The following is a 21,070-nucleotide window of genomic DNA, read 5'->3' on the forward strand; positions in this document are numbered from 1 at the left end:
AAAGAGGTGAGAGTGTGAAAGGATATTATACGAGTTATAAATGTAGGTTCTGTACTAAGGAAACAATTTTAATTACATCTGAGGTAACTTCATCAATTAATAGTGATAAATATATTTCATGTTCTCACTGTGGTTGTAAAAAGTTGACTAAGGAAAAGGAAACTGATGATCTTAGAGAAGTAATGAAAGCTAGAAAATATAAAAGGAATTCTAGAGGAGCTATTATTGAAATTGGTTAAAGAAGGGAAATGGAATTCTCTGTAGAATAATGAATATATAGGGGGTGAAATTTATGAATGATATGCATAACTTAAAATATTATCTTAATATGTTAAATGGAAGCCGTAGATATGAATTAGAGAGATTAATTTTGGATGAAGCTAAAATATATGGACTAGATATTGAAAAAGATATTTGCTATTTGCAAAATCTTTTTGTAGAAGACAAAAATCCTGTATTATATGTTTTTACAACTAAAAAAGTTATAATATTTTCAGTAGATAATACAGATGACGGTAATGTAACAGTTAAATTATGCGAAAAGTTATATTTGAAAAACATTTCATATACGCACTCGTGTTATGATTCCGAGTATCAAGTTAAATTTTCAATGAATGGTGAAGAAATCACATTAGTTGCTAATAATGATACAAATCAAGCTCATGCGGATAACTTTAATAGCAACATAAAGAATATTATTGAATATTTGAAGTCAATTTAAAAAAAGGACGTGATAAAGTTGAAAATACCATTTGAGTTCAATAGTGATGATGAACGTAACAAATGGTTACTTTATCACTACTTAAAAAAGTCTTATACCGATATTGGACTATCTGAAGTGGATGCAGAAAAGAAAACAGATGAAATGATGTTAAAAAACTCTAAGAATTTATTTGGGTACCATGGTTTAGCTTGGTCCCTAGGTAAAATATCTTTAGAGTTTTTTTGTTTGTATTATATGCAGGATATATATTTACCTAAGGATGATAATGCTGCAGCTCCACTTGCTTTAGTTCATGAAGAACTATGGGGAGATATTCAATTTAGTATTGTTGGTACTGGACCGGAACAAATTGGTCGAGTACTTCCTAGGGGTACTGGTAAAAGTGCATTTGGTACTTTAGGACCCGCATGTTGGGCAGTTGCTTATAAGCATAAGTCTTATATTTTAATTTGTTCTGATATAGGATCAACTGCTGAAAAATTCATCAAGGATATCAAGGATAACATGCTTGAAAATCCATATATAGAAGAATCTTTTGGAAAAGTATTGGATGATAAAAATAGAAACTTTATTTGTAATGCAACTCAACTAGAGTTTCTTAATAAAACTTTTATTGAAGCTATATCATCAACTTCTCCTATGAGAGGAAGAAAATATAAAAATGTTAGACCAGATCTTATAATTCTTGATGATTATCAATCAGAAGATGACTGTAGAACTGATGAAGCTAGGGAAAAGAAGTGGAAAAAATATTCCGATGATGTTAAGTTTGCTAAGCAAAGGCCCGTTAAGAGAAATGGTAAGGTAATTAAAAAAGGTACTGTTTTAATGGCTTGGGGAACACAACAACATAAGGAGTGTTTCTATAGTAGACTTATTAAAACTTCAACATGGAAATTTAAAAAAGAAAAAGGCATTTTAGTTGATAATGTAGATGAATATTTTACTTCAGGATTATGGTTAGAGTTTAAAAATATATTAGATAATTTCAAAGATGATGATAGATTGATTAATGCTAAAGAATTCTACTATAAAAATGAAAAAGAAATGCAATATAAAACTCTTTGGAGTGAATTTTGGGACTGCTTAGAGCTGGCCCTAGATTATTTTGAAAATCCAAACTCATTTAAGCAAGAGGTTCAAGGTGATGTAGATAGTATTGGTGAAAAGTGGTTTAAGCTTGTTAATACTGAATCTAGAGAAGTTATAGAAACTCATAATTTCATAAAAACTATGCTAATAGTTGACCCTGCTTCAGCTGGAGGTCGTAAAAATGATTATAGTGCTTATCTAATAGGGAGTGTTTCTGATAATGGATTGAAGTATGGTAGATTTGGTGAGTTAGCAAAGATTAATGCTAGGCAAGAGTTTGATAAGTACATTGATCATATGATTGAATTATTGATAAAGTATCCGGATATAACTCATGTTGCCATTGAAAAAAACACATTTAATGGAGCAGATGCTAACCAACTTGAAAAGGCTATAAGAGCGCATGAAACTTTAAAGTATAGAAGTATAACAATTATTAATGAATCTCAAAGAAAAAATAAAGATGATAAGATTTCAACTATAGTTCCCTTCGTGAACCGAGGGGAATTTATTTTTGCAGAGGAAGATGGGGAGTTTATAAAGCAATTAATGGAGTTCGCAGGTCAAAAATATACACTTCATGATGATGCGGCCGATGTAGCTGCTGAATTTTGGTTGAAGGTTGATGAAATCAAAACAGTAAGTAAGATTAAGTTATTAGATAGACGGCAACTGGGGATATAATTGACTAAAAATGTATAATACGGTAAAATATTAATTGTAAGAAGAGGGGGGTACATATGGGATTTATTAAGATAATATTAGAAAGTGATTTTATAAATACTCTAGCGGGTGTGATCCTTGGTGGATTAATAACATTGGCAGTTAATACAAAGAACAATAAAAATACAATTAAAATGCAATATAAGTTACAGTTTTTAAATGAAATTAACGATATCTTTAATAATATCATTAAGGAAACGGAATTTCTTGATAGAAAAATTATGAGATATATTAATTATGAAGATAACGATTTTGATACTCAACTAGTTAAAACATGGATTATGAAGATTAAAAGTTTATTAGAAGAAAATACTCATATTATTGCAATTAATAAGGTTATTTTAGAAGATTATAAGGATATTAAAGATATTGAAAATTTGGAAAAACAATATAATTTCCTTAATATTGAAGCATATGTTAACGAAGATAATAAAGAAGGAGATTTAGAAAATCAAGTTCAACTAGTTTTAGATAAATTATTGGTAAATATCAGGAGTAAACAAAAGAATATAAACGAAGAAATCTTGAAAAAAATAAAATAAAATATAAGCACTCTAAAGTAGGGTGCTACTTTTATTTAATAATTTAGGTGGTGAGAGTTTGAAGCTTAATGAATTAGTAAAAAGGCTATTTAAAAAGGAAGTTGGATTAAACTTAGATAATCCGGAACACTTAAGTTTAGTTAAGAAGGTTCATGGAAGTTATTATGTGTTTAAAAATGCATATGAAAAAATGTATCAATACTATAAAGGTGATACTGATGCAATTAGAAAATATCTATTTGTAACTGAGAGATCTAACTTAAAGATTAATACTAACTATATTAAAAAGTTTATTAAAGAAGAGGTTGCTTATACATTAGGTAATGATATTACCTATGAGTCTAGAAGTGATAATGAGAATGTAGTTAAAGATATAGAGTATTACATGGCCCATTGGAATGAGTTACATGAAACTGACTTGATGAAGTACCTATTAATATTTACTGAAATTTATGAACTGTATTATATAGACTCAAATGCTGATTTTTGTAGCAAGATTATAAAACCTACTGAGGGATATGCCTATAAGGATAATTCTTCAGGAAAGGTTTTATTTTTTATCCATGCTTTTAAAAATGATTTTGATACTTCAACTAGTTTTATTGATGTTTATACAGCAGATTATATTTATCACTTTGATAATAAGTTTAATCAAATATCTAATCCAACTGTTAATATATTTGGAGAAGTACCAGTTACTTGTGGTGAGTTAACTGAGGAGAAAACAGATGATAGTATGTATAAAGATATTAAAGGCCTGCAAGATGCTTTTGAGACAAACTTAAGTGATATTGGTAATGAGATAAGTGATTTTAGAAATGCTTATTTATTATTTAAAAATGCTCAAGTGGAGAAAGAAGATATACCAGAAATGAAAAAGTTAGGGATTATTCAGTTTCCAGCAGCTGGAGGAGATGCAGCATGGTTAATCAAAAATATCAATGACACATTTATTCAAAATACATTGGATAGATATGAAGATACAATGTATCAACTTGCTTGTCATATTAACCATAATGAGAAATTGCAGAGTAATCTTAGTGGAATAACATTAAGATCTAGATTAATTGTTTTAGAAAATAAGTGTAACTTAGAAATTAAGGCCCATAAAAACATAGTTAAAAACAGATTAAGATTTTTATTCATTTATTTAAATCTTAAGAAGAATAAAAGTTATGACTATAAAGATGTTAAGTCTATTTATACTCCTAATATTCCAAGTGATGATTTAGCAACAGCTCAGATGTTATCTCAGACTCCAGAAGGAATTGTTAGTAAAGATACTGCAAGAGGATTATTTAGCTTTATAAACAATAAGGTTGCTGAAGCTGAGAAGGTTAAAAAGGAACTGGACGAAGTAATGGATAATATCCCAGATGTTCCTCATGGTGGGGTAAATGAATAGAGAAGATTTTATTCAAGATGAGTATGATAGTGCAGATGAAGAATTGAGGGGTGTGTATGCTAAGCAAAAGGCTAATGAAAAGACAATTCTTAATGAGATAGCTTCAATAATGCTAAGTTATAATATAGTAGATAGTAAAATGAAGCTGACCAATAAAGAAAAGCAAAATATTTATTATAAGTTATCAAGAATTACTTTAGACATGTTTGCCAATGAAACTAAAGATACTAAGAGTGTTATTGAAAAGGTATTGAAATCTGCTACTGAAAATAATCATGAATATTTTGGAATTAAATCACATAAAGATGAGGTGCTTAAGATAATTAATGAGCATTATAAAGGTAAACATTTTAGTGATAGAGTTTGGGCTAATGAAAATGATGTGTCTAAGATGATACATAAGGAAGTTAAAGATTTCTTAGATGGTAAAGTTAATGTTAACCAAATTAAGAGTCATATAGAAAAACAATTTAATGCTAATAAGTATAATGTTGAAAGGTTAGTTGAAAGTGAGATTGGCAATATTCAATCAAAGATAACTGAGAAATACTTTAAAGACTATGGAATAAAGCGGGTTAAATACAATGCATGTCTTTGTAATACTTGTGCTAAATGTATGGATCAACATGAAAAACCATTTGATGTGGATGACCCAAATAGACCAAGTGTACCAAGGCATCCAAAGTGCAAATGCTTTTATGTTCAAGTTGATGGATACAAAGAAAAGTCGAAAGTTGATGATGAAATAGCAGTATCAAAAGGTAAAGAAAATAATTTTACAATAAACTTAAAATTATTGGGATTTGATGAAAAGAAAGAATTGCAGAAATTAATTGATAGCGGTGTTATAGATAAAGCTGAGTATAATAAGTGCTATGATTACTTTGATGAACAATTTAAAAATGGAGTAGTAACTCCGATAGAAACTGTTTATAATAAAAACGATAGGTTCATTCACGTTGCTAGAAGACATAAAAATATGATTTCTAAAGATCAAATAAACAATATAATTAATAGTCTTGAAAATCCTGATAGAATTTATAAGTCAGTAGATAAATTTGGAATACAGGCTAAGGGGTATGTTAAAAAAATAGACAACAATGAGTTGTTAACTATTGTAAGAAATGGTATAATAACATCATATTATCCTGATAATAATTATATTAAGAAGAAAATTAAGAAAGGAGAGTTTGAACTGATATGGGGAAGGAAATAATTAGTTTGAGTATTGATGAAAGTGATATAGAGAATGTTTTGGAAAGTTGTATCATACTAGATTACAATAATGAAACTGCATACGTTGATGAATTTGAAGTTCCATATGAGTATGAATTTGAAGTTTTAACTAGTACTAGAAAAAATAAAATTGTACCAGATGTTATAGAAATAAAAGGATTAAATGGATTATATAAAGTTATAGATAAAGAAGATTGTCTTCCGGATGTAGGATTATTGGATTACGAAAACAAAGAATTAGGCTTGAACCTAACAAATGTAACTTTGAGAGAATTATATAAGGCAATACTAAACAAGGTTTTATAGGTGCACTTACTTAAATTAAAGAGTAGGTGCTTTTATTATGCCTTAAAAGTGAGGTGATATAATTTGGAAGAAAAAATCAATCAAGGAACAGTGAAAATACAAGTATCAGAATTTATTATTATAGACACTAATGTAAGAGATATAATAAAAAATGCTTTAAGAACTAAAGGATACGATATTGAACTTAAGCCAATAATTCAAGAAGGTTCACGTTGGTATTGTGGTGATGAGTTTAAAGTGTTTAGAAAAGAGTAACATTCAAGTAAAGTCTTAGGAAACTAAGGCTTTTTATTATGTCCGAAATGACGTTAAACTAACGTCTTGTGGGCTTTAAGTGTGCAAGGGGTAAATACACATTAACTAAAATTAAATTTGTGTCTTAAGGTGCTAATTGCAGTTTAAGGGATAGGAGGATTATACATGTTAAAAAAAGATTTATTAAAACTAATTGAAAAAGCTACTGATGATGAGGATATAAACTCATTATTAGGTGGAACTGATATTGAAGAAACATTTAAGGCTAGCGGACTTACATTGGATGGGTTTAAAGATAAGTTTAAAAGTGATAAAGATTTTAAAGCTTACTTAGAAAGTGAAAATGATAAGTATCACAATAAAGCCTTAGACACATGGAAAAAGAATAACTTAGAAAAGGAACTTGAACCATTTATACAAACTAAGTATCCGGACCTAGTTACTGATCCATTACAAAAGAAAATATTAGAACTTGAGAAAAAGAATGCAGAAATGGAAGCTAAATCAGCTAGAAAAGATTTGTTAGCCGAAGCTGTTAAATATGCTGCTGATAAAAAGCTACCAGTTAGCGTGATTGAGAAGTGTTTGGGTGAAGATATTGATTCAACGAAAACTGTAATTGATTCATTGGCTACTGATTGGTCAAATGGATTAGAAGCATTGTCTACTGAGAAGATGAAAACAAATTCTTATGTACCTGGCAATGGAACTGATGGAAAACCAATAAGCATAGGGGCTTCAATCGCTGCAGCTTTAAATCAAAATAAAGCAAGTGCTCCAGATCCTTGGGGCGATAAATAAGGGAGGAATGAAATTATGTATTTTAAAAAAGAAACTTATACAAATGACATGGAAATATTGGTTACAGATACAAACTTAGTTGCATTTTCTGGAACAGTATTAGCTGCTAATGTAACTGTTGGTGATGAAAGCGGACGTAAATATGTTTTAGCAGGTTCATTAATTGATGTTGATGGAAATGTTGTAAAATCAACAGGTACTGCTGGAGCAGAGACTTTGACAACAACTCCAATTGGAATTCTTCAGAAGACTGTAGATGTAACTGATGGAGATCAAGCTTGTTCGTTAATAGTTGAGGGTTATGTTAGAGCAGATAGAGTCCTTGATGCAATACCTGCAAAGGCAATTGAAAAAATAAAAATTGCATTACCAAAAGTAACATTTAGATAATAGAGGAGGAATTAATAATGCCAAGATTAGATGAGGTTTTTAATACAACAGAATTAATAAATTATTATAAGTCTAGGGAACTACCAACTATGTTAGGGGAAGCTTTATTTCCTGAGAGAAAAATACAAGACATTGAATTTGACATGATTTTGGGAAAAGGTGGGTTGCCTGTATCTGCAAGTGTACATGCATTTGATACAGAAACACAGCTAGCTTCAAGAGAAGCTATTGAAAAAGGTATTGGAGAGCTAGCACTTATAAAAAGACAGATAAAAATAACTGAAAAAGATATAATTAAAATTAATAATCCTAGAACAAATGCTGAATTATCACAAGTTGTAGCTCAATTATACAATGATTCAGAAAAGATGGTTACTGGAGTAAAGGTAAGGGTTGAAGCTATGAGAATGGAAGCTTTATCAACTGGTAAAATAAAAATAGAAGAGAATGGAATAAAAGTTACAATTGATTATAAGGTTCCAGCTGGAAATAAAAAAGCATTTAACTGGAGTGATCAAGCTACATCTAAACCTTTAGATGATTTAGAGAGTTTAGCGGCAGCTGTTGAGACAGAATCCGGTTCTAGACCTACTAGGATGCTAACATCTAAAAAGATACAGTCTGCTATTTGCAAAAATATATCTGTTAGAAAAGCTATTCATGGAGTTAATTCTGATAAATTAGTAACATTAACAGAGCTTAATACTCTATTAACAGATTTAGAATTGCCTACATTACTTACTTATGAAGCAAAGTATAAAATTGAAACTGCAAAGGGATATACTACGAATAGATATTTTACGGAAAACATTATTTCAATGTTTGGTGATTCTACATTAGGTGAAACTATTTATGGTTTAACCGCTGAAGAGGTTAAGTTAATTGGAGATGGTAAAATGAATGAAGCTAGTATGGTTGGTAATATTTTTGTTGGAACATATACAAAGGTTGATCCAGTTGGTGAATTTACTAAAGCAGCTGCAACAGCATTACCAAGTTTTCCATATGCGGATGAATTAGGAATAGGAACTATAACTGTCTAGTAAGAGGGTTTAATTACCCTCTTTTAATTTGCATAGAGGAGGGGTTAATTTGTATTTAGATGAAGATAAAGCAATAGCTAAAATAAAAGGATATTTAAATGTTCTAGATAATCCTAAATGGACTAAGGAATATATTCTAAAAAATTATGGAATTGCAGTTGAATTATTAGTTGAAAGAGCAACTAAATTAAATTCTATAAAAACTCCAGGAATTAAATCATTTAGTGAGGGTGGTCAGAGCATGACTTTTTCAGATGGAGAAGCGTGGACTATAACTGATGATATAAAAGAATTTTTACCTACTCCATTTGTGAGGATGGTGTAATGGGGGTTCTATTTAAGAATTCAGATGTAACTATTTATAATAAATATTATGACAAGGTTAAAGATTGTGATATGTACCAAAGGACAGTTCTTAAAGGAGTTAATTGGCAAGGTAAAAGAAATGCAACTGTGGGAGATAAGGGTCTTTTAACTGATGATAGCGTCTTTATATTTATTGATAAGTTAAATAATTATATTGGTCCTAAGAAATTTAACATGTTATCAGATCAAGAGAGAATTAATTATTTTACTTTTAATCCTGGAGATAAGGTTGTAAAAGGAGAATGTGATTTTCACTATAAGGGTATCAAAGGAGCTACGTTGAAAGATTTAGAAAACAATTATGATGATGTTTTAGACATTTTAGGGTGTACTCCATGGAGTAATCATTTTGAAGTGGAGGGTAAGTAATGAGTACCACTGTAAAGATAGACATAGACTCCTCACAGAAGATTTTACTTAAAAGATATCTTAATAACAACGGTGAAGCACAATTAGCGTTTACTAGGGAATGTTTTAAGGCTATGAATCCTTATGCACCCTTTGATACTGGTAGAATGAAAGATTGGATGATACAAGTCAATGCTGATAATATAACTTACAGTGCTCCATATGCTGCTAAACAGTATTACACTAATGCTGGAGTGGGGAAACAAGGTATAAGTCATGGTGGATTGCGTGGAAAGGTTTGGGATAAAAGGATGTGGAGTGATAAAGGTAATGAGATAGTTAAATCTATTGCTGATTTTGTAGGAGGTAAGGCTAATTGATAATAAATAGTATTAGAAATTATATTAGAAAATGTCCTTATCTATCTGAATTTGCTAAAGGTGTTAATGTAGATTATTTAGGAGAAGAAGCTACATCTTATTCTATAGAAGAAATACCATGTAATCCAGTCTTAAAGAAATACATTGGTGGAGATAGTAAAAGGCAGTATCAGTTCATATTTGCATCTAGGGAGTCATATGGCGCTGAGGTATTACAAAATATAGAGAATAGTGGATTCTATGAGGACTTTGCAAGTTGGTTAGAAGAAGAAACTATAAAAGGTAATTTGCCTATTTTAGAAGGTAAAGAATGTTTGAAGATAGAAGCCATATCCACTGGATATGCTTTTCAAACTGACGTGGATAAAGCTAGGTATCAGATACAAGCAAGATTAACTTATTTACAAAAGGGAGGTAATTAAAGTATGGGAATAAAACAAAGAAGAAGTTATGCAAATTATTTAAATGTTGGTGTCGGTTTAGATGAATATGTCTTGATGAATGCAGGGTTTACTGAACTTAATGAAGCACCAAGTGCTCAAACAGGTTCTAAAAAATACGTGGGTGATAAGTCATCTACTAAATCTATCATTGGATATGATTGGAGTACTGCATTTAATACAGATATGATTAGATCAGAAAAAGCGGTAGAGTTTATATGTAATATAGGTGAAATGCAATTAGTAGGAACTGATGCGGAAACTAATTATATTATAGTTGATTTAGACAAGCAAGGTAGTGAAGCAAATACATTTAAAGCAAGAAAATTTAAAGTTGCTATAGAGGTTGCTAGTTTTGATAATAATGATGGTGAAATGGCTGCTACAGGAAACTTATTAGGAATAGGAGATTTAGTGGTTGGAACATTTAATGTAACTACTAAGACTTTTACTGCGGGTTTTAATGATGCACTAGGAGTATTAACTGTAACTTCTAGTGCAGGATTAACATCAGGTAAAACAACAATTACAGTTACACCTACTTTAACTGGTGGAAATAGTCGTAAATATAAAACAGCAGCTAGTTTAAATTTACCAGTAGTTAATGAAAGTTGTGATATTGGATATACTGTTTGGGATGGGACATCTGAAATAGTAGCAACTACAGGAAATAAAATATTAATTGTTGAAATAGATCCTAGCAATAAAGCCAAAAAAGCTGGAATAGCTACAGTTACATCTAAGGTATAGAGGAGGAATAACTTATGAATATTAATGGCGTAGAATTAGAATTAGATATATACGATGCTGATACAGCTGAAAAATATGAGAAAGCCCTTGAGGATGTGCAAGATATAGAGGATAAAGTTAGAGGTATGAAAGTTAGTGAAAGTATAAGGACTCAATGTAATATCATATTTGGAATCTTTAATGACTTGTTTGGGAAAGGTACAGATAAGAAGGTATTTGGAGATAAGGTTAACCTGTTAACTTGCTTAAAGGCCTTTGAGGAACTTGTAATTCAATCCAATGAACAGAAGGGGGAATTGGAAAGGATAGCTTCTAAATACTCTCCTAATCGTGCTCAAAGGAGAATTAAGAAGTAATGAACTTACTTATAGATATTGCACCAAGAAGTGTAACTATAGAGGGTGAAGATTATGAGATTAACTCAGATTTTCGCACCTCTATTTTATTTGAGTTACTTATGCAAGATGATGAATTAAGTGATGAAGATAAGATTATACAGGCTTTAGAACTTTATTATTCGGTAACACCTAATAATATAAATGAAGCAGTTGAAAAAATGCTATGGTTTTATAGGTGTGATAAAGATATAAAGGAGTCAAAAGGAACTGGAAAGAGTGCTACACAGATATATTCTTTTGAATGTGATGATGATTATGTATACAGTGCATTTTTAGACCAGTATGGCGTCGATTTACAAGATATAGAGTATTTACATTGGTGGAAGTTTAAAGCTATGTTTAAGGCTCTTAAGGAAGATAATGAGATTGTTAAAATAATGGGCTATAGAGCAATAACTATTGATAACAAAATGTCTAGGGAACAAAAGGTATTCTATAAAAACATGAAAATTATACATGAAATTCCTAAGTCTAAAAATGAAGTAGAAAAGATAAACGCTATTGAGGAAGCACTTCTCAATGGTGGAAACTTGAGTAATATATTGTAAGGTTATCTTTAAAATGGTATACTATCTATAATATTTTATATGGGGGGTAGTGTATGAAAAATATAACTAAAATATTGGGGTTTATAGGGTTTGGACTTAGTATATTTGTGATTATTTTATTTATGGTAACAGCCATATTCGCACAAGGTTCAGATTGGAAAATACTTTTATTCTTATTAGCTGTCTGCTTACCTTTTATAATTTTAGGATTAATAGGGGTAATTAATACTGAAACAAAAAAGATTTTATCAACCATACTTTTAATATTAGCCGGTGTAGCAACTTCATTTTTAGGTTTAATGAGTGCATCTGGTGGAAAATTGATAGGTGGATTAAATATGGCAGTTGGGTTTATAGCTGGAATTTTATATATCATGGCAGCTACATTTTGTTTTTTGAATAAGAAATAAAATGTTATATAATGTAAAAACACTTACTTAATTGTAGGTGTTTTTTTATGCGCAAAATGAGGTGATTAATATTGAAGAAGTGAGATGTCCTAAATGTAATCAGTTGCTATTAAAGGCTGATTACATAAAAGGTGAAATTAAATGTCCTAGATGTAGGAAAATAATTAAATTAGAGATTGAGCAAAGAACAGAGCCTAGAGCCACACCTTAATTGAGTAGTGAGCCGGTGCCTGTCTTTTTTATTTTATATAAAAAAAGGCAGGTGAGAAATATATGGCAGATGGAAGTATAGTAATTGATACCAAATTGGATAGTGCTGGTGTCGAAAAAGGAATAAGTAAACTTAGTTCTACGGCTAAAAGTGGATTAAGCAAGTTTGGGAATATAGTAGAAACAAGCATGAAGGTACTCGTAACAAGTGTAGCTGTTGCGGGTACTGCTTTAAGTGGATTGGGTGTTTCTAGTATTAAGCTAGCCAGTGATCTTGAAGAAGTTCAGAACGTAGTTGACGTTACATTTGGAGAAGGTGCTGAAACTATAAATAAGTGGTCTAAAAGTGCTGCTACTGCTTTTGGCATGAGTGAATTACAGGCTAAGAAATTCAATGGTACAATGGGAGCTATGCTTAAATCCATGGGGCTTACTGATACTGAAGTATTGAATATGTCACAGAGCATGGTTGGATTAGCTGGTGACTTTGCTTCATTTTATAATTTAGATTCTGAGGAAGCTTTCAATAAAATACGTGCTGGTATAGCTGGGGAAACTGAACCACTTAAGCAATTAGGTATAAATATGAGTGTAGCCAACTTAGAGGCATATGCATTAACTAAAGGTATTACGAAACAATATAAAGAAATGACAGAAGCTGAGAAGACAACATTAAGGTATAACTATTTAATGAGTGCTTCTGCGGATGCTCAAGGAGATTTTGCTAGGACTAGCGATAGTTTAGCTAACCAACTAAGAATTGCTAAACTTGGGATGCAAGATTTAGGAGGTGCTATAGGTACATCTTTATTACCATTGGCACGAGCGGCAACTAAAGAGTTAAACAAAATAGCTGATGAACTTAAAATTGCATTTAATAACAGTGGGTTTAATGGACTTGTAATTGCTATTGGGGATGCATTGGCAGATATAGTAGTTAAAATAGCAGATGCAACACCTAAAATAGTTAATGGAGCTGTTAATTTAATTTCTTCTTTTATTAGTGGTATTGAAAATAACCTACCTAAAATAATAAATTCTGGTGGAGGAATTATTACATCATTAATAGATGGTGCTATTAAAATTCTACCTCAAGTTGCGAACTTAGCAATTAAGGCTACTGAAATATTCTTAAAAAATTTATTTGGAAGTAAAGTTTCTAATGAATTTAAAGCCTTTGTAAATGAAGCTAAGAGTTGTTTTGATGAAGTTAGAAACACTGTCGAAAAAGCAGTTAAGTCTATGGTTATAGTATTGGGTAAACTTACTATTACACTTTTGGATATAGGTAAAACTATTCTTCCAGTGGTGACTAATGCTGTTAAATTTCTTGGAGATAATTTAGAAACTATAATTCCATTAATTACAGCAGTTTACGCTGGATTTAAAGCTTATTCAATTCTTAGTACTACAACAGGACTTATAAAAACAATGACAACTACGTGGAATACTGCAACGGCTGCTTTAGCAATGCATGAAGCTGCTAGTAGATTAACATTGGTTGCTATTAATGGTGGATTACCTGTTACGACGATGTTAGTTGGAGTGCTAACCGGAAAAATAAGTTTGGTTACGGCAGCACAGGCTGCATGGAATGTTGTAATGAATGCTAATCCAATTGGAATAATTATTGCTGGAGTTGCTGCACTTACTACTGGATTAATAGCTTATAATCTTATGCAAGAAGATGTGTATAAAGGTGAGGAAAGATTAAATGCTGCAAATGAAGAACTTGGAAATTCATTTGAAAAAATAGCAACAGGTATAGTTAGTTTTCACGATGGTGTAAAGAGTGCAGGAAGTATTTTAGATGGATTTAATGATTCTATTATAGCTAGTAATGAGGAACAACAAAATTTATCAACTAGGATGGATTCGGTTCAATCAGAGATAACTGAAATTGCTAGAACTGCTACTAATGAACGTAGAAGTTTGACAGAATCTGAAATTCAAAGAATGGATGAATTATTTGCTGAAATGCAGAAGTTAACTCAAAGAGAATTAGAGATACAAGCTGCATATCAACAGGTTGTGCAAGATAGGGCTCAAGTTTTAGCTGATACCCATACTGGGACAATAGAAGAGTATCAAACTTATTCACAAACACTTATTAACTCAGCGGAGGAAACCAAACAAGCAGTGATAGCAAAATCGGATGAACAGTGTACTGAGGAGATTGCTTTAATCAATGCTAAATATCAAGCATTGGGAACTATGGGAAGTGATGCTTACAATGCAGAGATTGAAGCTGCTAATAACAAATATATTAGCTTAGTTGAAACTGCAAATAAAGAATGTGGAGATACACTTTCTATTATCCAGGAAGGATATGCAAATAGAGCTACAGAGTTGAAAAATTATACTAACTTAGAATCGGAATTAAGAAATCAAGAAGTAATAGCAAATGCAACCTATAATAGTAGTCTTGAGGCAGAAGATGCACGATATAGAGAAGCACTACAGAGTGGATTTGGAAGTGAGTTGGGAGAGCTTAGTCGCCATAAAGAAGCGGTAAAAAAAATTGAAGATGAATATGCTAATGAGATTGCAGGAATAAGAGAAGAAGAACAGAAAAATCTAAATGACAATGTAATAGCTCAAGGTGGAGCATTGTTAGTTATGGCTAAGGATACCGAGTTATACGGGGGAAAAACCTCTGATGAAACTGAAAAAATGTGTAATGGTATAATTGGAAATTTAGATAAGCTACCCGAGGAAACTAAAGTTGCAATGTCACAAGCGATGTCTCCAATGTTAGATGAGATGCAGAAAGCAGAGCCAGGATTATGGGCTAAGGCTACGAGTATAGCAGATGGTATTTTAAGCAGGCTTAGAAAAGCTTTTGACGAACATTCACCATCTCGAGAAACACGTAAAATATTTAAATATGTAATGCAAGGCGCAGAATTAGGACTTGAAGATGGTAAATCTGACTTAAATAAGAAAACTGACGATATAGCAGAAGAAGTCTTAAAAAAGTTTAATGAATTAGGCGAAGAAGCCCCAAAGGAAATTGTGGAAGGACTAAATAAAAATAGTGACGTTGCATTAAATTCTATAGATCAGTTATCTAGAGATATAATGACTACTGCTAAAGAAAAATGTTCTAGTTATAAGGAAATAGGAAGCTATTATATATTAAATTTAAAGGCTGGTATAGATTCTAGAAAAGATGAAGCTATTAAAGCAACAAAAAAAATAGTTGATGGGACTGTGCAAACTATAATTGAAGGTAAAACTATAGCTGAAAAAGAACTTATAAAAATAAATGATAACATATCTAAAGAAGAAAAGAAAAGACTTCAAGAACAAAATGAGCTTATTAAAGAAGAAAATAAAAAAATAAAACAAGCTAATGATGAAATGAGAAAGCTTTTTACAAACTCCGGCAAAGAAGTTACTAGCGCTTATGAAGCGGCTTTGAAAGATGGAATGGATAAAGTCTATAGTGTAGTTAGTGGACAGATTAAGGATATTACGGAAGAATTTCAAAATCAATACGATGAAGTTGTTAGAGCACAAGAAAATATGCAATCTAAATTAACTGGTTTTGGAGATTTATTTAAAATAAATAAAGAAACCGGAAAATTAACATTAGAAAATATAAATGAACAGATAGATGCTATCGAAAAATATGATGAAGTCATGGCGGCACTTAAAGATAAAAATGTATCTGATGAATTGCTATCCAAGGTAGCTGGGTTAGGTGTGGAGGAAGGTACAAAATACGCGGAAAAGTTATTAGAATTAAATGAAACTGAATTTGATAGCTATATAAATACTTGGGAGGAAAAGCAAAAATTAGCTAGGGAAGTTGCTGAAAAGTTTTATAAGGATCAGTTGGATACTATAGAAAATAATTTTAAGGGAAAAATAGATGAAACTTTGAATGGGGTTCCGGATATTGTTAAAAATATTGGGCAACAAACATTGAGCGGTTTTATTGATGGATTAAATAGTGAAGAGGATGCTCTTAAAAACAAGCTGCTTGAAATATCGTCTATGGTTACTGATACACTTAAAGATGCATTCGATATTCATTCTCCAAGTCGTGTTATGAAAGATTTAATAGGTAAAAATATTATAAAAGGAATAGGCACTGGAGTGGATGCCGAAACTCCTAACTTAATTAAAGATGTCAAAAATACAATGAGTGATTTAGTTAATAAGATGAAATTAGTTGTAGCACATGAAACAAGTAAGACAGCGTTGCATTTTGGAGCTACAGCTAATTATAAAGTACAGGATGTACAACCGGTTGTTATTGATAAAGAAACCGAAATTAATCAACATGTAACGATCATTAATCCAGAGAGAACTCCATCTGAGAATGCTAGAGCACTAAAAAAAGTAGGGAGGGATTTAGCTTTTGGATAAATATTTAAATTTGAAACTTGTACAAGGGAATAAGACGTTAGATTTAAAAGATAAATACAAAATAATAGATATAGAAGGTATAGACTTTCCAGAACTCGAATTGAATACTTCATCTAATGCACACTATGATGGAAGCATAGTGGATAGTAAGAGAGTTGATAAAAGGTATATTTCTATACAAGCAGAGTATAAAGGACCTAATAAAGAGATTGAGCGTAAAAACTTGATTTCTTTTTTTAATCCTAAAAATAAAGGTATATTAATTATAGATTACTGTGGAACTCTAAGATCTATTGAGTATGAGATTGAAGAATTTAATTCTAAAATAGTTAATATACATGAAGATTTAATATTTATGGTTAATCTATTATGCGCAAATCCTTATTTTAATGAAGTCATGGAGTCTAAAATTGAAATAGCGCTATGGAATGGAGCTTTTCATTTCCCTTTAGTTATTCCTAAGAATAATGGCATTATAGTAGGATTTAGAAGTCCTAGTCTAATAGTTAATGTAAATAATACTGGAGATGTCCAAAGTGGCATGATAATTGAATTTAGAGCATTGGGAAGTCTTACAAATCCAAGTTTATTTAATATTAACAGTAGAGAGTCTATAAAAATTAATAAATCTATGGTATCAGGAGAAATAATAAAAGTTAATACTAGTGCTGGTAAAAAGAAGGTTGTACAAAAACTAAATGGTGTTGAAGCCAATGTTATGAATTTGTTAGATTTGAATAGTGAGTTTTTACAATTAAGTGTTGGGGATAATTTATTTAGATATAACGCAGACTCCAACATTGATAATTTAGAAGTTAGTATTTATTATAACCCAGCTTATTTGGGGGTGTAATTCGTGGAATTATATATTTTGGATAGAGAGCTTAATTTGATAGGTGTAATAGATAATTTCATATCTCTTATATGGAATAGAAGATACCAATTAAGTGGTGATTTTGAATTGTATGTATCATCAACATATGAAAATATAGCATTACTAAAACAAGATACTATAATTTGTAAAAAAGGAGATGTTGAAGCTGGTTATATACAGTTTAGAAATTTAGTGCTTGATGACAAAGGGAAAGAAACGTTAAAAGTTACTGGTAGTTTTTTAACTAATTATATAAGCAAAAGAATTATTTGGGGTACTGAAAATTTGAACTGTACTACTGAGTTAGCTATGAGAATATTAGTTGATAAAAATTGTATAAATCCAAGTGATATTAAAAGAAAAATACCTTTATTGACTTTAGGTGAATTAAAGAACTATACGAACAATATCAACTTTCAAAATACTGGTGATAATATTCTTGAAAGGCTTACTGATATAAGCAGGACGAGTGAGTTAGGTTATAGAGTTAAATTAGATAGAAGTAATAAGATGCTAAAATTTGAAGTGTATAAGGGCGTTGATAGAAGTGTAAATCAAACTGCTATAGCTCCTACCATTTTTAGTAGAGATTTTGAAAATGTAAAATCTGAGGAGTATACAAATGATATGAGTGATTTTAGAAACACTTGTCTTATAGCTGGAACTGGTGAAGGAATCGCAAGAAAGAAAACTACAATAGGGGATGCTAATATTGGATTAGATAGATATGAAATATATGTAGATGCTAGAGATATTACTAACACTAAAACTGTAAATGATACAGAAATAACTATTCCAGATAGCGAATATATTCCTATGTTGCAGCAGCGAGGAACTGAAAAATTAGAAGAATTTAAGGAAATAAAAACTTTTGAAAGTGAAGTAAATACAAGTGGTAATAACGTGTATAAGGTTGATTATGACCTAGGAGATATAGTTACTTATTTAGATAAAAAGTGGGGTGTACAAGTATCTACAAGAATAACAGAAATACAAGAGGTTTATGAAGGTGGTAAAGTAAGCATAATACCTACGTTTGGTACTAATATCCCAACTATAATAGATAAATTGAAAAGGATGTGATTAAATGGAGAAGTCGAGTTTTTTTAATGCGGAGCTAGTTGGAGACATTTATGACAGAACATATTTGGCTGAGGATTATGCTAAATATTTTAGTAGTTTTATAGGCAATGGAGTATTTCCGAACCCTAGCACTAATTTACAAGCTATTGCAGATAGTACAAATATGAATATAACTTTAAAAACTGGCAAGGCATGGATTAACGGTTACTTTTATGAAAATACTGATATCTTAACATTACCTATATCTGCAGCAGATGGAGTACTTAATAGAATAGATAGAATTGTATTGAGGTTGGATTTTCTAAATAGAGAGATTAAATGCTATGTAAAAAAAGGTACCTTTGCTAGTACTCCAGTTGCACAAGTGTTACAGAGAGATGCAGACATGTACGAAATAGGAATAGCAGATATAGCTGTTAATAAAGGTGCAATAAAGATAACACAGGCTAATATTACAGATTTAAGACAGAATAATAGCTTGTGTGGAATAGTCCATGGTACAGTAGAGCAATTAGATGTTACTACTTTATTTAATCAATACTCAGCTGCGCTGTCTCAAAAAGAAGCAGGGTTTGAAGCAGAATTCAAAACGTGGTTTGATAGCATAAAAGGTCAGCTAAGTGGAGATGTAGCGGGGAATTTACAAAATCAAATTAATCAAACTAATGCGCATTTGGGTGAAATGAACACTAAAATAGAAAGTTCAAAACCTCAAATCGGGGATATAAAGACATTTGCATATATACCACCTATCGAATGGCTACCTTGTGATGGGAGGAGATTGTCAAAAACAACTTATCCCGAACTATTTAATGTCGTAGGGTATAAACAACCTAACATACTAATGGCAGACCCTATTTTTAGAAAGTTTGGCTTAACTTCAGATACATTATACAATGCCGTAGCATATGGATATGGAAAATTTGTAGTTGGGTATGCTCAGAAACTATATTATTCGACAGATTTTATAACATGGATAGCATACAGTGTGGTAGCCACAGGAATAACTACTCCAACTTGTATAACTTTTGATAATGGTATATTTCTATGTGGAGGTCAAGCAGGTTCTATAATGAGAAGTGTTGATGGTATAAATTGGACATCTATCACAATAACTGGTGGAACAGATATTTACAGTATAAAATATAAAAATGGTGTTTGGTTAACTGTGACACAAAATAATGTGTATATATCTAGGGATAATGGACTTACGTGGAACTCCACTAATCCACCCACATTTAGGAATCCTAAAGGATTAGCAATGGGTGAAACTGGATGTGTTCTGCTTGGAACAAATACAATAAATTCTACTTTTTATTCATTTACTACGACTGATTTTATTACATGGAAGTCAAATATCTTATCCTCTATATATAGTGGTAATGGATTTACTGATTTAACGTATAGTGACGATACAAAACTTTATTTGGCTGTTACGAGTGAACCTAATGGAGCGTTATATTCATCCCTAAATGGTATACAATGGACATTAATTAACAATAGAATGAACATTAGTGGGCAAGCATCTAAAATATTTTACTTTAAAGAGATTGGTATGTATGGAATTGTACAACTCAATAATATTGATATTTTATTAAGTGTTGATTTAAAAAAATGGTACAAGAAAACTACAACTACGACTACAACTTCTTATGCTCAAGCACTTGCATATGGCGATGGATTATTAGTTAGTGTTGGTACGGCAAATATGTTTTCTAGTACAGGTGAATTATTTGGAGTTGATGATTTTACGATACCTTATATCGAGTACGGCAATGACTACATTAAAGCTAAAGAGGTGGTATAATGAGATATTTTTTAGAGTACGACAAGGATAAAAAGGTTGTAGGGTGGCTAACTAAGAATACCTCTCCTACCTCACCGAACTTAGTAGAAGTTGAACCACGTATGTTTAAAGAAAAATTGTTAAGTATTGGAGTTACTTATGAGCTAGAGGAAGATAAAATAAAAAGACTAGAGGAAGAAAAAGCGATACTAGAAAGTTGTGTTATAGAGTTAGGAAACCTACAAAGCAAAGAAACAGAAAATCGAGTTGTATTAGAAAATGCAATACTAGAACTAGCAAATTCTATATCTATAGGAGGTAAATAAGTATGGTAGCATTATATGTTAAAGTTATTGGTGAGGGTAGAATGACCTTGGAAGAAGTTCCGTCATTATGGAAAGAAAAAGTAAGATTGGAATTAGAAAAGCAAACTATTTTACAATAGATCGATAAAGCGAACTAAATAAATAATTAGAGATTAGAGGAATCTAGTCTATTTTTATGTTTGAAAATTAAAAGGATGGTGTAAAAATGGATAACATATTAAATTATATTAAGGTTGCAGTAGTAACATTAGGAACAG

General features: G+C 31.0%; 26 protein-coding genes. All 26 read left to right on the forward strand.

What is annotated here, in order from left to right:
• The first annotated feature begins 14 nt into the window (after positions 1-14).
• The 26 genes from RSA29_RS17155 (at position 15) to RSA29_RS17280 (ending at position 20,932) form a co-directional block, all read left to right on the forward strand.
• On the forward strand, positions 15-239 hold the full coding sequence (locus RSA29_RS17155; protein ID WP_346942452.1) for a hypothetical protein: 225 nt from the start codon (positions 15-17) through the stop codon (positions 237-239).
• A gap of 53 nt (positions 240-292) precedes the next feature.
• Positions 293-721 (forward strand): hypothetical protein, encoded by a 429-nt coding sequence (locus RSA29_RS17160; RefSeq protein ID WP_346942453.1) that lies wholly within the window; start codon positions 293-295, stop codon positions 719-721.
• Positions 722-739: 18 nt separating this feature from the next.
• The gene (locus tag RSA29_RS17165; RefSeq protein WP_346942454.1) at positions 740-2,500 is read left to right on the forward strand and encodes a hypothetical protein; all 1,761 of its coding nucleotides are present in this window, start codon (positions 740-742) and stop codon (positions 2,498-2,500) included.
• Between the two features lie 56 nt (positions 2,501-2,556).
• A complete protein-coding gene (locus tag RSA29_RS17170; RefSeq protein WP_346942455.1) occupies positions 2,557-3,081 on the forward strand; it encodes a hypothetical protein in 525 nt (174 codons plus the stop codon).
• Between the two features lie 58 nt (positions 3,082-3,139).
• Complete coding sequence (locus tag RSA29_RS17175) at positions 3,140-4,486, forward strand: phage portal protein (RefSeq protein WP_346942456.1); 1,347 nt, start codon at positions 3,140-3,142, stop codon at positions 4,484-4,486.
• A complete protein-coding gene (locus RSA29_RS17180) occupies positions 4,479-5,702 on the forward strand; it encodes a hypothetical protein (protein ID WP_346942457.1) in 1,224 nt (407 codons plus the stop codon). The genes RSA29_RS17175 and RSA29_RS17180 overlap by 8 nt, the downstream gene beginning before the upstream one ends.
• On the forward strand, positions 5,687-6,028 hold the full coding sequence (locus tag RSA29_RS17185; protein WP_346942458.1) for a hypothetical protein: 342 nt from the start codon (positions 5,687-5,689) through the stop codon (positions 6,026-6,028). The genes RSA29_RS17180 and RSA29_RS17185 overlap by 16 nt, the downstream gene beginning before the upstream one ends.
• A 63-nt stretch (positions 6,029-6,091) precedes the next feature.
• A complete protein-coding gene (locus tag RSA29_RS17190; RefSeq protein WP_346942459.1) occupies positions 6,092-6,283 on the forward strand; it encodes a hypothetical protein in 192 nt (63 codons plus the stop codon).
• A gap of 165 nt (positions 6,284-6,448) precedes the next feature.
• Positions 6,449-7,084: a DUF4355 domain-containing protein gene (locus tag RSA29_RS17195; RefSeq protein ID WP_346942460.1), complete on the forward strand. Its 636-nt coding sequence runs from the start codon at positions 6,449-6,451 to the stop codon at positions 7,082-7,084.
• A 15-nt stretch (positions 7,085-7,099) separates the two neighbouring features.
• Complete coding sequence (locus RSA29_RS17200) at positions 7,100-7,474, forward strand: hypothetical protein (RefSeq protein WP_346942461.1); 375 nt, start codon at positions 7,100-7,102, stop codon at positions 7,472-7,474.
• Positions 7,475-7,491: 17 nt separating this feature from the next.
• A complete protein-coding gene (locus RSA29_RS17205) occupies positions 7,492-8,517 on the forward strand; it encodes a major capsid protein (RefSeq protein WP_346942462.1) in 1,026 nt (341 codons plus the stop codon).
• Positions 8,518-8,566: 49 nt separating this feature from the next.
• Positions 8,567-8,842: a hypothetical protein gene (locus tag RSA29_RS17210; RefSeq protein ID WP_346942463.1), complete on the forward strand. Its 276-nt coding sequence runs from the start codon at positions 8,567-8,569 to the stop codon at positions 8,840-8,842.
• On the forward strand, positions 8,842-9,252 hold the full coding sequence (locus tag RSA29_RS17215) for a DUF6751 family protein (protein WP_346942464.1): 411 nt from the start codon (positions 8,842-8,844) through the stop codon (positions 9,250-9,252). The genes RSA29_RS17210 and RSA29_RS17215 overlap by 1 nt, the downstream gene beginning before the upstream one ends.
• The gene (locus RSA29_RS17220) at positions 9,252-9,611 is read left to right on the forward strand and encodes a minor capsid protein (protein WP_346942465.1); all 360 of its coding nucleotides are present in this window, start codon (positions 9,252-9,254) and stop codon (positions 9,609-9,611) included. The genes RSA29_RS17215 and RSA29_RS17220 overlap by 1 nt, the downstream gene beginning before the upstream one ends.
• On the forward strand, positions 9,608-10,033 hold the full coding sequence (locus tag RSA29_RS17225) for a chloramphenicol resistance protein (RefSeq protein ID WP_346942466.1): 426 nt from the start codon (positions 9,608-9,610) through the stop codon (positions 10,031-10,033). The genes RSA29_RS17220 and RSA29_RS17225 overlap by 4 nt, the downstream gene beginning before the upstream one ends.
• 3 nt (positions 10,034-10,036) lie before the next feature.
• Positions 10,037-10,801, forward strand: a complete 765-nt coding sequence (locus RSA29_RS17230) for a hypothetical protein (protein ID WP_346942467.1) — start codon at positions 10,037-10,039, stop codon at positions 10,799-10,801.
• A gap of 14 nt (positions 10,802-10,815) precedes the next feature.
• Positions 10,816-11,157, forward strand: a complete 342-nt coding sequence (locus RSA29_RS17235) for a DUF6673 family protein (RefSeq protein ID WP_346942468.1) — start codon at positions 10,816-10,818, stop codon at positions 11,155-11,157.
• Complete coding sequence (locus RSA29_RS17240) at positions 11,157-11,747, forward strand: bacteriophage Gp15 family protein (RefSeq protein ID WP_346942469.1); 591 nt, start codon at positions 11,157-11,159, stop codon at positions 11,745-11,747. Before RSA29_RS17235 ends, RSA29_RS17240 begins: the two co-directional genes overlap by 1 nt.
• A gap of 53 nt (positions 11,748-11,800) precedes the next feature.
• The gene (locus RSA29_RS17245; RefSeq protein WP_346942470.1) at positions 11,801-12,157 is read left to right on the forward strand and encodes a hypothetical protein; all 357 of its coding nucleotides are present in this window, start codon (positions 11,801-11,803) and stop codon (positions 12,155-12,157) included.
• A 61-nt stretch (positions 12,158-12,218) separates the two neighbouring features.
• A complete protein-coding gene (locus tag RSA29_RS17250) occupies positions 12,219-12,368 on the forward strand; it encodes a Com family DNA-binding transcriptional regulator (RefSeq protein ID WP_346942471.1) in 150 nt (49 codons plus the stop codon).
• Positions 12,369-12,430: 62 nt separating this feature from the next.
• Complete coding sequence (locus tag RSA29_RS17255; protein WP_346942472.1) at positions 12,431-16,744, forward strand: hypothetical protein; 4,314 nt, start codon at positions 12,431-12,433, stop codon at positions 16,742-16,744.
• Entirely contained in the window at positions 16,737-17,597 is an 861-nt protein-coding gene (locus RSA29_RS17260) for a phage tail family protein (protein WP_346942473.1), read from the forward strand. Before RSA29_RS17255 ends, RSA29_RS17260 begins: the two co-directional genes overlap by 8 nt.
• 3 nt (positions 17,598-17,600) lie before the next feature.
• Entirely contained in the window at positions 17,601-18,701 is a 1,101-nt protein-coding gene (locus RSA29_RS17265) for a siphovirus ReqiPepy6 Gp37-like family protein (RefSeq protein ID WP_346942474.1), read from the forward strand.
• Between the two features lie 4 nt (positions 18,702-18,705).
• Positions 18,706-20,508 (forward strand): phage tail protein, encoded by a 1,803-nt coding sequence (locus tag RSA29_RS17270; protein WP_346944614.1) that lies wholly within the window; start codon positions 18,706-18,708, stop codon positions 20,506-20,508.
• On the forward strand, positions 20,508-20,813 hold the full coding sequence (locus RSA29_RS17275) for a hypothetical protein (protein ID WP_346944615.1): 306 nt from the start codon (positions 20,508-20,510) through the stop codon (positions 20,811-20,813). The genes RSA29_RS17270 and RSA29_RS17275 overlap by 1 nt, the downstream gene beginning before the upstream one ends.
• Positions 20,814-20,815: 2 nt before the next feature.
• Positions 20,816-20,932: a CD1375 family protein gene (locus RSA29_RS17280; protein WP_346942477.1), complete on the forward strand. Its 117-nt coding sequence runs from the start codon at positions 20,816-20,818 to the stop codon at positions 20,930-20,932.
• The last annotated feature ends 138 nt before the right edge of the window (positions 20,933-21,070 follow it).

This window comes from Clostridium sp. (assembly GCF_036660475.1).
Lineage (GTDB): Bacteria > Bacillota > Clostridia > Clostridiales > Clostridiaceae > Clostridium_J.

Bases quoted from the DNA above. Each gene is read 5' to 3' on its own strand.
- RSA29_RS17160 (WP_346942453.1), top strand. From the start codon at position 293: ATGAATGATATGCATAACTTAAAATATTATCTTAATATGTTAAATGGA.
- RSA29_RS17170 (WP_346942455.1), top strand. From the start codon at position 2,557: ATGGGATTTATTAAGATAATATTAGAAAGTGATTTTATAAATACTCTA.
- RSA29_RS17180 (WP_346942457.1), top strand. From the start codon at position 4,479: ATGAATAGAGAAGATTTTATTCAAGATGAGTATGATAGTGCAGATGAA.
- RSA29_RS17185 (WP_346942458.1), top strand. From the start codon at position 5,687: ATGGGGAAGGAAATAATTAGTTTGAGTATTGATGAAAGTGATATAGAG.
- RSA29_RS17195 (WP_346942460.1), top strand. From the start codon at position 6,449: ATGTTAAAAAAAGATTTATTAAAACTAATTGAAAAAGCTACTGATGAT.
- RSA29_RS17200 (WP_346942461.1), top strand. From the start codon at position 7,100: ATGTATTTTAAAAAAGAAACTTATACAAATGACATGGAAATATTGGTT.
- RSA29_RS17205 (WP_346942462.1), top strand. From the start codon at position 7,492: ATGCCAAGATTAGATGAGGTTTTTAATACAACAGAATTAATAAATTAT.
- RSA29_RS17215 (WP_346942464.1), top strand. From the start codon at position 8,842: ATGGGGGTTCTATTTAAGAATTCAGATGTAACTATTTATAATAAATAT.
- RSA29_RS17220 (WP_346942465.1), top strand. From the start codon at position 9,252: ATGAGTACCACTGTAAAGATAGACATAGACTCCTCACAGAAGATTTTA.
- RSA29_RS17230 (WP_346942467.1), top strand. From the start codon at position 10,037: ATGGGAATAAAACAAAGAAGAAGTTATGCAAATTATTTAAATGTTGGT.
- RSA29_RS17235 (WP_346942468.1), top strand. From the start codon at position 10,816: ATGAATATTAATGGCGTAGAATTAGAATTAGATATATACGATGCTGAT.
- RSA29_RS17240 (WP_346942469.1), top strand. From the start codon at position 11,157: ATGAACTTACTTATAGATATTGCACCAAGAAGTGTAACTATAGAGGGT.
- RSA29_RS17245 (WP_346942470.1), top strand. From the start codon at position 11,801: ATGAAAAATATAACTAAAATATTGGGGTTTATAGGGTTTGGACTTAGT.
- RSA29_RS17255 (WP_346942472.1), top strand. From the start codon at position 12,431: ATGGCAGATGGAAGTATAGTAATTGATACCAAATTGGATAGTGCTGGT.
- RSA29_RS17270 (WP_346944614.1), top strand. From the start codon at position 18,706: ATGGAGAAGTCGAGTTTTTTTAATGCGGAGCTAGTTGGAGACATTTAT.
- RSA29_RS17275 (WP_346944615.1), top strand. From the start codon at position 20,508: ATGAGATATTTTTTAGAGTACGACAAGGATAAAAAGGTTGTAGGGTGG.
- RSA29_RS17280 (WP_346942477.1), top strand. From the start codon at position 20,816: ATGGTAGCATTATATGTTAAAGTTATTGGTGAGGGTAGAATGACCTTG.